General features: G+C 53.2%; 8 protein-coding genes, 1 pseudogene and 1 other annotated feature. Of the genes and pseudogenes, 4 read left to right on the top strand and 5 right to left on the bottom strand.

Annotated elements, in window-relative coordinates; translation table 11 throughout:
- Window positions 1-200: 200 nt before the first annotated feature.
- The 3 genes from ppc to yijO all read left to right on the top strand — a co-directional run bounded on the left by ppc (window position 201) and on the right by yijO (window position 5,768).
- Window positions 201-2,852 carry a phosphoenolpyruvate carboxylase gene (gene ppc, locus SF4033; protein ID NP_709756.1) on the top strand — a complete coding sequence of 884 codons (2,652 nt, stop codon included), beginning with the start codon at window positions 201-203 and terminating at the stop codon, window positions 2,850-2,852.
- Window positions 2,853-3,034: 182 nt separating this feature from the next.
- Window positions 3,035-4,768: a hypothetical protein gene (gene yijP, locus SF4032; protein NP_709755.2), complete on the top strand. Its 1,734-nt coding sequence runs from the start codon at window positions 3,035-3,037 to the stop codon at window positions 4,766-4,768.
- Between the two features lie 148 nt (window positions 4,769-4,916).
- Window positions 4,917-5,768, top strand: a complete 852-nt coding sequence (yijO, locus tag SF4031) for an AraC family transcriptional regulator (RefSeq protein NP_709754.1) — start codon at window positions 4,917-4,919, stop codon at window positions 5,766-5,768.
- Here yijO and frwD read toward each other — a convergent pair.
- The 5 genes from frwD to frwC are packed head-to-tail and all read right to left on the bottom strand — an operon-like array spanning window position 5,755 to window position 10,704.
- Window positions 5,755-6,096: a PTS system fructose-like transporter subunit IIB gene (gene frwD / locus SF4030; protein ID NP_709753.1), complete on the bottom strand. Its 342-nt coding sequence runs from the start codon at window positions 6,094-6,096 to the stop codon at window positions 5,755-5,757. The genes yijO and frwD overlap by 14 nt on opposite strands.
- 1 nt (window position 6,097) lies before the next feature.
- Window positions 6,098-6,976 (bottom strand): [formate-C-acetyltransferase]-activating enzyme, encoded by an 879-nt coding sequence (pflC, locus tag SF4029; protein NP_709752.2) that lies wholly within the window; start codon window positions 6,974-6,976, stop codon window positions 6,098-6,100.
- Window positions 6,942-9,239: a formate acetyltransferase 2 gene (gene pflD, locus SF4028; protein ID NP_709751.1), complete on the bottom strand. Its 2,298-nt coding sequence runs from the start codon at window positions 9,237-9,239 to the stop codon at window positions 6,942-6,944. Before pflD ends, pflC begins: the two co-directional genes overlap by 35 nt.
- A 50-nt stretch (window positions 9,240-9,289) precedes the next feature.
- Window positions 9,290-9,610, bottom strand: coding sequence for a PTS system fructose-like transporter subunit IIB (gene frwB, locus SF4027; protein NP_709750.1), 321 nt, complete (start codon window positions 9,608-9,610; stop codon window positions 9,290-9,292).
- A 14-nt stretch (window positions 9,611-9,624) separates the two neighbouring features.
- Window positions 9,625-10,704 carry a PTS system fructose-like transporter subunit IIC gene (gene frwC, locus SF4026; RefSeq protein ID NP_709749.2) on the bottom strand — a complete coding sequence of 360 codons (1,080 nt, stop codon included), beginning with the start codon at window positions 10,702-10,704 and terminating at the stop codon, window positions 9,625-9,627.
- Window positions 10,705-11,378: 674 nt separating this feature from the next.
- Window positions 11,379-13,514, top strand: a sequence feature (Similar to Escherichia coli K12 PEP-protein phosphotransferase system enzyme I gi: 1790383 (712 aa). BLAST with identity of 97% in 711 aa. This CDS contains an in-frame stop codon. The sequence has been checked and is believed to be correct.).
- On the opposite strand from frwC, the pseudogene ptsA reads away from it, so the two are divergent.
- Window positions 11,379-13,514, top strand: a pseudogene (gene ptsA / locus SF4025). (Overlaps the previous feature by 2,136 nt.)
- Window positions 13,515-13,517: the final 3 nt, after the last annotated feature.

Below are 13,517 nucleotides of genomic sequence, written 5' to 3'. Positions count from 1 at the left end.
CTTATTTAAAGCGTCGTGAATTTAATGGCGTAAATTCCTGCTATTTATTCGTTTGCTGAAGCGATTTCGCAGCATTTGACGTCACCGCTTTTACGTGGCTTTATAAAAGACGACGAAAAGCAAAGCCCGAGCATATTCGCGCCAATGCGACGTGAAGGATACAGGGCTATCAAACGATAAGATGGGGTGTCTGGGGTAATATGAACGAACAATATTCCGCATTGCGTAGTAATGTCAGTATGCTCGGCAAAGTGCTGGGAGAAACCATCAAGGATGCGTTGGGAGAACACATTCTTGAACGCGTAGAAACTATCCGTAAGTTGTCGAAATCTTCACGCGCTGGCAATGATGCTAACCGCCAGGAGTTGCTCACCACCTTACAAAATTTGTCGAACGACGAGCTGCTGCCCGTTGCGCGTGCGTTTAGTCAGTTCCTGAACCTGGCCAACACCGCCGAGCAATACCACAGCATTTCGCCGAAAGGCGAAGCTGCCAGCAACCCGGAAGTGATCGCCCGCACCCTGCGTAAACTGAAAAACCAGCCGGAACTGAGCGAAGACACCATCAAAAAAGCAGTGGAATCGCTGTCGCTGGAACTGGTCCTCACGGCTCACCCAACCGAAATTACCCGTCGTACACTGATCCACAAAATGGTGGAAGTGAACGCCTGTTTAAAACAGCTCGATAACAAAGATATCGCTGACTACGAACGCAACCAGCTGATGCGTCGCCTGCGCCAGTTGATCGCCCAGTCATGGCATACCGATGAAATCCGTAAGCTGCGTCCAAGCCCGGTAGATGAAGCCAAATGGGGCTTTGCCGTAGTAGAAAACAGCCTGTGGCAAGGCGTACCGAATTACCTGCGCGAACTGAACGAACAACTGGAAGAGAATCTCGGCTACAAACTGCCCGTCGAATTTGTTCCGGTACGTTTTACCTCGTGGATGGGCGGTGACCGCGACGGCAACCCGAACGTCACTGCCGATATCACCCGCCACGTCCTGCTGCTCAGCCGCTGGAAAGCCACCGATCTGTTCCTGAAAGATATTCAGGTTCTGGTTTCTGAACTGTCGATGGTTGAAGCGACCCCTGAACTGCTGGCGCTGGTTGGCGAAGAAGGTGCCGCAGAACCGTATCGCTATCTGATGAAAAACCTGCGTTCTCGCCTGATGGCGACACAGGCATGGCTGGAAGCGCGCCTGAAAGGCGAAGAACTGCCAAAACCAGAAGGGCTGCTGACACAAAACGAAGAACTGTGGGAACCGCTCTACGCTTGCTACCAGTCACTTCAGGCGTGTGGCATGGGTATTATCGCCAACGGCGATCTGCTCGACACCCTGCGCCGCGTGAAATGTTTCGGCGTACCGCTGGTCCGTATTGATATCCGTCAGGAGAGCACCCGCCATACCGAAGCGCTGGGCGAGCTGACCCGCTACCTCGGTATCGGCGACTACGAAAGCTGGTCAGAGGCCGACAAACAGGCGTTCCTGATCCGCGAACTGAACTCCAAACGTCCGCTTCTGCCGCGCAACTGGCAACCAAGCGCCGAAACGCGCGAAGTGCTCGATACCTGCCAGGTGATTGCCGAAGCGCCGCAAGGCTCCATTGCCGCCTACGTGATCTCGATGGCGAAAACGCCGTCCGACGTACTGGCTGTCCACCTGCTGCTGAAAGAAGCGGGTATCGGGTTTGCGATGCCGGTTGCTCCGCTGTTTGAAACCCTCGATGACCTGAACAACGCCAACGATGTCATGACCCAGCTGCTCAATATCGACTGGTATCGCGGCCTGATTCAGGGCAAACAGATGGTGATGATTGGCTATTCCGACTCAGCAAAAGATGCGGGCGTGATGGCAGCTTCCTGGGCGCAATATCAGGCACAGGATGCATTAATCAAAACCTGCGAAAAAGCGGGTATTGAGCTGACGTTGTTCCACGGTCGCGGCGGTTCCATTGGTCGCGGCGGCGCACCTGCCCATGCGGCGCTGCTGTCACAACCGCCAGGAAGCCTGAAAGGTGGCCTGCGCGTGACTGAACAGGGCGAGATGATCCGCTTTAAATATGGTCTGCCAGAAATCACCGTCAGCAGCCTGTCGCTTTACACCGGGGCGATTCTGGAAGCCAACCTGCTGCCACCACCTGAGCCGAAAGAGAGCTGGCGTCGCATTATGGATGAACTGTCAGTCATCTCCTGCGATCTCTACCGTGGCTACGTACGTGAAAACAAAGATTTTGTGCCTTACTTCCGCTCCGCTACGCCGGAACAAGAATTGGGCAAACTGCCGTTGGGTTCACGTCCGGCGAAACGTCGCCCAACCGGCGGCGTCGAGTCGCTGCGCGCCATACCGTGGATTTTTGCCTGGACGCAAAACCGCCTGATGCTCCCCGCCTGGCTGGGTGCAGGTACGGCGCTGCAAAAAGTGGTCGAAGATGGCAAACAGAGCGAGCTGGAAGCCATGTGCCGCGATTGGCCATTCTTCTCGACGCGTCTCGGCATGCTGGAGATGGTCTTCGCCAAAGCAGACCTGTGGTTGGCGGAATACTATGATCAACGTCTGGTAGACAAAGCACTGTGGCCGTTAGGTAAAGAGTTACGCAACCTGCAAGAAGAAGACATCAAAGTGGTGCTGGCGATTGCCAACGATTCCCATCTGATGGCCGATCTGCCGTGGATTGCAGAGTCTATTCAGCTACGGAATATTTACACCGACCCGCTGAACGTATTGCAGGCCGAGTTGCTGCACCGCTCCCGCCAGGCAGAAAAAGAAGGCCAGGAACCGGATCCTCGCGTCGAACAAGCGTTAATGGTCACTATTGCCGGGATTGCGGCAGGTATGCGTAATACCGGCTAATCTTCCTCTTCTGCAAACCCTCGTGCTTTTGCGCGAGGGTTTTCTGAAATACTTCTGTTCTAACACCCTCGTTTTCAATATATTTCTGTCTGCATTTTATTCAAATTCTGAATATACCTTCAGATATCCTTAAGGAATTGTCGTTATATTCGGCGATATTTTTTTCAAGACAGGTTCTTACTATGCATTCCACAGAAGTCCAGGCTAAACCCCTTTCTAGCTGGAAAGCCCTGGGTTGGGCACTGCTCTACTTTTGGTTTTTCTCTACTCTGCTACAGGCCATTATTTACATCAGTGGTTATAGTGGCACCAACGGCATTCGCGACTCGCTGTTATTCAGCTCGCTGTGGTTGATCCCGGTATTCCTCTTTCCGAAGCGGATTAAAATTATTGCCGCAGTGATCGGCGTGGTGCTATGGACGGCCTCTCTGGCGGCGCTGTGCTACTACGTCATCTACGGGCAGGAGTTCTCGCAGAGCGTTCTGTTTGTGATGTTCGAAACCAACACCAACGAAGCCAGCGAGTATTTAAGCCAGTATTTCAGCCTGAAAATTGTGCTTATCGCGCTGGCCTATACGGCGGTGGCAGTTCTGCTGTGGACACGCCTGCGCCCGGTCTATATTCCAAAGCCGTGGCGTTATGTTGTCTCTTTTGCCCTGCTTTATGGCTTGATTCTGCATCCGATCGCCATGAATACGTTTATCAAAAACAAGCCGTTTGAGAAAACGTTGGATAACCTAGCCTCGCGTATGGAGCCTGCCGCACCGTGGCAATTCCTGACCGGCTATTATCAGTATCGTCAGCAACTAAACTCGCTAACAAAGTTACTGAATGAAAATAATGCCTTGCCGCCACTGGCTAATTTCAAAGATGAATCGGGTAACGAACCGCGCACTTTAGTGCTGGTGATTGGCGAGTCGACCCAGCGCGGACGCATGAGTCTGTACGGTTATCCGCGTGAAACCACGCCGGAGCTGGATGCGCTGCATAAAACCGATCCGAATCTGACCGTGTTTAATAACGTAGTTACGTCTCGTCCGTACACCATTGAAATCCTGCAACAGGCGCTGACCTTTGCCAATGAAAAGAACCCGGATCTGTATCTGACGCAGCCGTCGCTGATGAACATGATGAAACAGGCGGGTTATAAAACCTTCTGGATCACCAACCAGCAGACGATGACCGCCCGCAATACCATGCTGACGGTATTTTCGCGCCAGACCGACAAGCAGTACTACATGAACCAGCAACGTACGCAGAGTGCGCGTGAATACGACACCAACGTGCTGAAGCCGTTCCAGGATGTGCTGAATGACCCTGCGCCGAAGAAACTGATCATCGTTCATCTGCTGGGTACGCATATCAAATACAAATACCGCTACCCGGAAAATCAGGGCAAGTTTGATGGCAATACCGATCATGTTCCGCCAGGATTAAGCGCAGAAGAGCTGGAATCATATAACGATTATGACAACGCTAACCTGTATAACGATCATGTGGTTGCCAGCCTGATTAAAGACTTTAAAGCGGCAGACCCGAACGGATTCCTGGTTTACTTCTCTGACCACGGTGAAGAGGTTTACGACACGCCGCCGCACAAAACTCAGGGGCGTAACGAAGACAACCCGACGCGCCACATGTACACCATTCCGTTCCTGCTGTGGACGTCGGAAAAATGGCAAGCGACTCATCCCCGTGATTTCTCACAGGATGTCGATCGTAAATACAGCCTGGCGGAACTGATCCACACCTGGTCAGATTTGGCGGGCTTATCTTACGACGGTTACGATCCAACCCGTTCAGTGGTGAATCCGCAGTTCAAAGAAACTACCCGCTGGATTGGTAACCCGTACAAGAAAAACGCGCTGATCGATTACGACACTCTGCCGTATGGCGATCAGGTGGGTAATCAGTAGATGACCTTTGTATCGCGTCTGGCGCTATTTGCCGGATGCGATACTGCCGCAATGTTTACATCGAACTCCCCTCAGGCCACACTTTTCAGGTGGCCTTTTTTAATAATGCCAGTTACTGTTTTCCCGTCTACATACCTAAGGGAATAACATGTATCACGACGTCAGCTATCTGCTCTCCCGCCTGATCAACGGCCCGCTGTCCCTGCGCCAGATTTACTTTGCCAGCAGTAACGGCCCGGTGCCCGATCTTGCGTATCAGGTCGATTTTCCACGGCTGGAAATTGTGCTGGAAGGTGAGTTTGTTGATACCGGCGCTGGAGCAACGTTAGTTCCCGGCGATGTGCTGTACGTTGCCGCTGGTGGCTGGAATTTCCCACAATGGAAAACACCCGCTACCACCTTTAGCGTGCTGTTTGGCAAACAGCAACTCGGCTTCAGCGTCGTGCAATGGGATGGCAAACAATATCAAAATCTGGCGAAGCAACACGTCGCCCGACGCGGCCCACGCATAGGTTCTTTTCTGCTACAAACGCTCAATGAAATGCAAATGCAGCCGCAGGAGCAGCAAACGGCAAGGCTTATCGTAGCCAGCCTGCTTAGCCACTGCCGCGATTTGCTCGGCAGCCAAATCCAGACCGCCTCACGCAGCCAGGCACTATTTGAAGCTATTCGCGATTATATCGACGAACGCTATGCCTCCGCGCTTACCCGCGAATCTGTCGCACAGGCATTCTATATTTCACCAAACTATCTCTCGCACCTGTTTCAAAAAACGGGGGCCATTGGTTTTAACGAATACCTGAATCACACGCGACTGGAGCACGCTAAGACGTTATTGAAAGGCTATGACCTGAAGGTAAAAGAAGTGGCGCACGCCTGCGGCTTTGTCGACAGCAACTACTTCTGCCGTCTGTTTCGTAAAAACACCGAACACTCGCCGTCGGAATATCGCCGGCAGTACCACAGCCAACTGACAGAAAAACCGACTACTCCAGAATAAGATGGGTTTGCTGCGGCGCAGAAAGCACTTTGCGCACCGCGCTCATTACCCGCTGCGGCTCACGCAGGAATGCGTAGATGCTGCATTGCACATAGCGGCAATGTTCAAATCGCTCGGCACCGGCAAGCTCGATATCCGTAATCAACAGAGCAACATCCGCCCGACGGATATCCTCGTCCGCTAAACGATTCTCCGTTCCCAGCGCGCCCTGAGTTTCAATGCTGACGCCCCACTTCTCTAACTGGCACAACTTTTCCAGCCGTTCCGCCGCCATATAAGTATGCGCCACGCCGCTTACGCAGGCGGTTACTGCCACCAGGTATGCCATTTTAACCTCCCACGGTAACCTGAAATCCGGCCCGTTCTGCCATTTCGCGCATCGTTGTCACATCGGCTGACGACGGCGCAGGCACCTCTTTCATCGACCATGTTTTCCCCAGCAGGCGGTATTTCGGTTCGCCGTACTGATGAAACGGTAACAGATGGATCTGCCTGATTTTCAGCGGGATCAGTACATCCAGCGCCTGCTGCATATTCTCCCGGCTGAGCGTGAAACCAGGGATCAACGGTAAACGCGGGATCACGTTGACACCCTCACTCACCAGCAAACGCAGATTCTCCAGCACGCGTGGCAGGTTCATCTTCACCACATCCCGCGCCTGAGTCGCGTCCATAATTTTTAAATCGAACAGCACTTCATCGCACAATTTCGCCAGCGGTAACAGCTTGCTTGCTGGCGCGTCTCCGGCAGTTTCAATGGCGCATGAGACACCCCACAGCCGCAGTCGCTGTAAAAAACGGGTAGCAAACTCCGCCTGCATTAACACTTCGCCGCCAGAAAGCGTGACGCCGCCGCCGGACGTGCGAAAGAAAATGTCATCTTTCATCACTTCCCGTTCCAGAGCGTCAAGGCTGATATCGCGACCAATCCGTTCAAACGCCCCGGAGGGGCATTCATCCGCATCACGCAAACATTTCGCACAGTGCAGACATTTCGCCTCTCTGCGTACCGTCTGGATTTTGCCGGAGATCGACTCCGGATTAGCACACCACGGGCAAAGATGCGGACAGCCTTTAAAAAAGACCACCGTACGAATGCCCTCGCCGTCATTCAGTGAATAACGCTGAATGTTGAAAATGCGCGCCACATCATCGCGGCGCGTTTCCACAACGTTACAGCTGATGCGCTGTCCGGCGGATGATGTCATCCTGGATCTCCTTCGACAGTTCGACAAAGAAGGCGCTGTATCCGGCAACGCGCACCACCAGCCCGGCATAATCTTGTGGGCGCTGTTGCGCTTCCCGCAACGTGTCGGCGTTCACCACGTTAAACTGAATATGCTGCAACTTAAGCTGGGTAAACACCCGTAAGAAGTCGGCCAGTTTGCGTAATCCCGCTTCACCTTCCAGGGTCGCCGGAGTGAATTTCACGTTCAGCAACGTACCGTTAGACAGCAGCGTATTATCGAGCTTACTGACTGACTTCAGTACCGCCGTTGGCCCTTGTGCGTCCTGACCCAGCATAGGTGACAAGCCGCCGTCTGCCAGTTGTTCCCCGGCAAAACGACCGTCTGGCGTCGCGCCAACCACCGATCCCAACGGAACGTGAGCAGAAACGGTATACGATCCCGGCGTGAAGTAACCGCCGCGCGGGTTCTGGTATTTTTCCACTTCTTTGCAGTAGTGGCGCAACAGTTCGGCGCTAATGTTATCCACCTCGTCGATATCGTTACCGTATTTCTCAAAGCGGTTAATTAAGCGAGCGCGGACTTTTTCGCCTTCTGGCGTTGCAAAGTTGGCTTTTAATACCGACAGCAATTCGTCAAAACTTAAACGCTGTTGCTCAAAAACCATCCCTTTCAACGCATGGAGAGAATCGCTCAGGTTGGCGATACCAATTCCCTGTACGCCGGAGAAGTTATAACGCGCGCCGCCATCGGTAATATCGCGACCTTTTTCCAGACAATCGCTGATAAAAGACGAGAGCAGCGGTACAGGTGCCCAGTCGCGATGGCCGATATCACAAATATTGCTGCCCTCAACCATCAGGGTGATGTAGTGGCTGATCTTGGCGCGGATCTGCTCCAGTAAACCTTCATAAGTCAGCGCAGCATTGCCTTCATTTTCATGCAGGCAGATTTCCATCACTTTCAGCAGATTAAACATCGCGATGTCATGCAAGCCGTAGGTTCTGCCGGGAATAGATAATTCCACACAGCCCACTACGGAATAGTCGCGCGCATCTTCCAGCGAAACGCCACGGTTGAGGAACGCTGGCACCACCACTTCATCGTTAAAGATTTGCGGAATACCGGTGCCGAGGCGAATGGTTTCGGCGGTTTTCATCAGGAACGGCGTGTCGATCAAGGCGTTAGTGCGCACGCCGAGGTTCGGTTGCGGTAATTGCACGCTTTGATAGGCGTCAAGGCAAAGGAACGAAAGCACGTTCACCGCGCTACGTCCGTTCTCGGTTAACCCGCCGAGCAGTGCGGTATAGCCGGTCGGGAAACCGGCGAAATAACGCGCGCTACTGGTGGAGCGCAACAGCACGATGTCGTTGCATTTCACCCATAAAGATTCGAGCAGTTCTTTCAGGAACGCCGGATCTTCGCCCTGGGTTAAAGATGCCTGATAGAACGGCAACATATACTGGTCGAAGCGCCCTAAAGACAGCGAACTGGCGTTGGATTCGTATTGCAGAATGATGTTCATGTACCAGAATAACTGGCACGCCTGCCAGAACGTCTGCGGCTTATGTTGCGCGTTATGGCGGGAGATCTCCGCAATAGTCAGCAGCTCTTCGCGACGCTGGGCATCTGTGCAGTTTGCCGCCATCGTTTCCGCCAGTTCGGCGTAACGCAAAATGTGTTTCTGCGAGGCTTCCAGCAGTAACAACGCGGCCTGATAAAAGTGATTCTCCGGCTGTTGCTGACAATGTTGCTGCATCTGTGCCACCAGCTCACCCAGACCGTGATTCAACAGGCGTGGGTAATCAATAATAATGTGCCCCTGGCCTTTATCCGTCTGGTTGATGCTGAAAATCTGCGTGTTGGTCGCGGCTTTTACTTCATCTGTCATCTGCCCGTTGATGAAATCTTTCATCGAACGTTTTTCCCAGTACGGGAACAACTCTTCACGGTAGATACGTTTATCTTCTTCGCTGATAGCAAAGCGGTCCTGCGGACGCGTCGGGAATTGATCCAGCTCTTTCAGCAGCCAGTAAGGGTCCATTTCCGGCGACATAATCCCGGCGCGCGGTTTTACGGTGCGGTTACCGGCAATCAGTTCTTCATCACGAATCGAAATTTCAACATGTTCAAGGATATACGCTGTTGCTTTCGCCCGGCGCAATATCACCGGTTCGCCTTCGGTTTGCCGATGGCTGGCGGTATAAAGCAGCGCCCGCTCCAGCGAGATTTCACGGGTATTGGCAAACAGTGCAGTTTTGAGGCGAGAGATACGATTCGTCATGAGGAACTCCTGTGGGAAAGCGAACCCGCCCTTGCGAGCGGGAGAAGAACTTAAGCGGTTTGCGCCAGGTGAGCTTCAATTTTGCTCATAATGGCGTCAGCACGTTTTACTGCATCGCTGATGTTGACGCGCACGATGGTCTTGCCAGCAAAACGCTCTTCAAACTTGATGCCGATATCTTTGGTCAGAATCACCATATCAGCGCTCGCCACGTCTTCCGCAGTCAGTTCATTTTCCAGACCAATTGACCCCTGGGTTTCTACTTTCACTTCCCAGCCTTTCGCTTTCGCGGCACTTTCCAGCGCCTCTGCTGCCATATAGGTATGGGCAACACCTGAAGGACATGCGGTTACTGCAATAATTTTCGTCATGGCTCGTTCCTCAATTAATTAATTTCAAAATCCAAATCCAGGTCGTCTTCTTTTTCATCAGTCGAAGACCCATTTTTACGCGCCAGACTTTTCAGCACGTTCACACAAACAGCCGTCACCACTGCTCCGACAGCCACTGCTGCGATATAACCCAACTTACCTTCAACCACCGGCAGCACAATCAGACCACCCCAGCCTGCATAGCACTGCGCACCGACCAGCGCCGCAGTTACTGCACCACAAACTGAACCGACCATAATGGAAGGAATGACACGCAGCGGATCGGCAGCGGCGAAAGGAATCGCCCCTTCAGTAACGCCAACACAGCCCATCACCAGTGCCGCTTTGCCGGTTTCGCGCTCTTCTGCGGAGAAATTTTTACGACCAATCAGCGTCGCCAGCCCCATCCCCAGCGGCGGGATACAAATACCCACGGCAGCAATGGCCACCACGGTATAAACACCCTGAGCAACGCAAATCAGCATGAAGGCATAGGCCACTTTGTTAACCGGACCGCCCATATCGAACGCCAGCATCAGCCCCATGATCACCGCCAGCATAACAATGCTGCCCTGCTGCATCCCCTGAAGCCACTGAGTCAGGCTGTTGGTCAACGCCCCTACAGGCTCGCCCAAGCCCCACATCATGATGCCTGCGGTAATCAGTGTGCCGATGATAGGAATAATGAAGATGGGCATCACCGAGCGCAGAACTTTATGCACCGGAATTTTCTTCAGGTAATGCACCACGATGCCGCCGATAATCCCGGCGATCAGCGCACCAAAGAAGCCCGCACCAAAGCTGTTACCAACCCAGGCACCGATAGCGCACGGAGCCAGCGCAGAACGCTCTGCAATGGAGTAACCAATGTAAGCGGCGAGGAAAGGCACCATCAGCGTCAAACCTGCAACGCCGATATCAAACAGTTTTTTCAAATTCGGATCGGCTACGGCATCCGGCACTGCGCCTTTGCCATACAACATGACGGAAACCGCCAGCAAAATACCGCCCGATACCACGAAGGGAATCATGTGTGAAACGCCCGTCATTAAATGCTGACGGGTATTTTTCAGGATCTGCACCAACTCATTCATAAGCTGCTCCCGGGCTTGCAAAAGCCCATGTCCATATTTTTGATGGAGGAAACAATAGGCAATCGCAGGCGGAGCAAACAGTGGATAAAAAGGCCATTTACTGGACTTTTGTAATATCAGTACAAAAATGCGATCCGCCTCATAACTTGCGATAATCCGGAAGCATGCCGCAAAACGGCGTCTTGTGAGACGCGTCGCAAATTGACGGTTACATTACATTTGTCCAGCTTTTGGCAGATTTGTCACATGGCAGGCCGTTACCGTGCGCTCTTATCCTGTAAACAGAAAACCGTACCGGGAGAAAGGCAATGGCCCTGATTGTGGAATTTATTTGTGAGCTACCTAACGGCGTACATGCGCGTCCGGCAAGCCACGTTGAAACGCTGTGTAATACTTTTTCATCTCAAATTGAGTGGCATAACCTGCGTACTGACCGTAAAGGCAACGCCAAAAGCGCTCTGGCGCTGATTGGCACCGATACGCTGGTGGGTGATAACTGCCAGCTACTGATTTCCGGGGCCGACGAACAGGAAGGGCACCAGCGTTTAAGCCAATGGCTGCGCGATGAATTCCCCCACTGCGATGCGCCGCTGGCGGAAGTTAAATCTGACGAACTGGAACCACTGCCGGTTTCACTGACCAATCTGAATCCGCAAATTATCCGCGCCCGCACCGTGTGCAGCGGTAGTGCAGGCGGCATTCTGACGCCGATCTCTTCTTTAGATCTCAATGCGCTGAGTAATCTTCCCGCAGCCAAAGACGTTGACGCCGAGCAATCCGCACTGGAAAACGGCCTGACGCTGGTACTGAAAAACATTGAGTTTCGTCTGCTGGATAGCGACGGTGCTACCAGCGCGATTCTGGAAGCGCACCGATCCCTGGCTGGCGATACTTCCCTGCACGAACATTTACTGGCAGGCGTCAGCGCCGGATTAAGCTGCGCCGAAGCGATTGTCGCCAGTGCGAATCACTTTTGCGAAGAGTTTGCCCGTTCCAGCAGCAGATACCTGCAAGAACGTGCCCTGGACGTACGCGACGTCTGCTTCCAGTTACTCCAGCAAATCTACGGTGAGCAACGCTTCCCGGCACCGGGCAAACTGACGCAGTCCGCCATTTGTATGGCTGATGAACTGACCCCCAGCCAGTTCCTCGAACTGGATAAAAATCACCTCAAAGGATTGTTACTGAAAAGCGGCGGCACCACCTCACATACGGTGATCCTTGCCCGTTCGTTCAACATTCCGACGCTGGTTGGTGTGGATATTGATGCCCTCACTCCGTGGCAGCATCAAACGATTTATATCGACGGCAACGCCGGGGCGATTGTGGTTGAGCCAGGAGAAGCCGTAGCTCGTTATTATCAGCAAGAAGCCCGCGTACAGGACGCCCTGCGTGAGCAACAGCGTGTCTAGCTGACCCAACAAGCCCGTACCGCTGACGGTATCCGCATTGAAATTGCCGCTAACATCGCTCACTCCGTGGAAGCGCAGGCCGCATTCGGCAATGGTGCGGAAGGCGTTGGTTTGTTCCGCACTGAAATGCTCTATATGGATCGCACCAGTGCACCGGGCGAAAGCGAGCTGTACAACATTTTTTGTCAGGCGCTGGAGTCTGCCAACGGACGCAGCATTATTGTGCGCACTATGGACATTGGCGGCGACAAACCCGTTGATTATCTAAACATTCCCGCAGAGGCAAACCCGTTCCTCGGTTATCGCGCCGTGCGTATTTATGAAGAATACGCGTCGTTATTTACCACACAACTACGCTCGATCCTGCGCGCCTCCGCTCACGGCAGCCTGAAAATCATGATCCCGATGATCTCCTCAATGGAAGAGATCTTATGGGTGAAAGAAAAACTGGCAGAAGCCAAACAGCAACTACGTAACGAACACATTCCGTTTGATGAGAAGATCCAGCTCGGCATTATGCTGGAAGTGCCGTCGGTGATGTTCATCATCGATCAATGCTGCGAAGAGATTGATTTCTTTAGTATTGGTAGTAATGACCTGACGCAATATCTGCTGGCAGTGGATCGCGATAACGCTAAGGTTACTCGTCACTACAACAGCCTGAATCCGGCATTCTTGCGGGCGCTCGATTACGACGTGCAGGCGGTGCATCGCCAGGGTAAATGGATTGGTCTGTGCGGTGAGCTGGGAGCGAAAGGTTCCGTGCTGCCGTTGCTGGTCGGCTTAGGGCTGGATGAACTCAGCATGAGCGCACCATCAATTCCGGCGGCGAAAGCGCGGATGGCGCAACTTGATAGCCGTGAGTGCCGCAAGTTGCTCAACCAGGCAATGGCCTGCCGTACTTCGCTGGAAGTGGAACACCTGCTGGCGCAATTCCGCATGACCCAACAGGACGCACCGCTGGTCACCGCCGAGTGCATCACGCTGGAAAGTGACTGGCGCAGCAAAGAAGAAGTGCTCAAAGGCATGACCGATAACCTGCTGCTGGCGGGCCGCTGCCGCTATCCGCGTAAACTGGAAGCCGACTTATGGGCGCGCGAGGCCGTTTTCTCTACCGGTCTGGGCTTTAGTTTTGCCATTCCACACAGCAAATCAGAACACATTGAGCAATCCACCATCAGCGTGGCGCGTCTGCAAGCGCCGGTGCGCTGGGGCGATGATGAAGCGCAATTCATCATTATGTTAACCCTGAACAAACACGCTGCGGGCGATCAGCACATGCGCATTTTCTCGCGCCTCGCTCGCCGCATCATGCACGAAGAATTCCGTAACGCGCTGGTTAACGCCGCCTCTGCCGACGCTATCGCCAGCCTGCTGCAACATGAACTGGAACTGTAAAAG

It is taken from the genome of Shigella flexneri 2a str. 301 (genome assembly GCF_000006925.2).
Taxonomy (GTDB): domain Bacteria; phylum Pseudomonadota; class Gammaproteobacteria; order Enterobacterales; family Enterobacteriaceae; genus ECMA0423.
The sequence above is the reverse complement of the archived record's forward strand: the minus strand, read 5'-3'. Positions and strand labels throughout refer to the sequence as shown.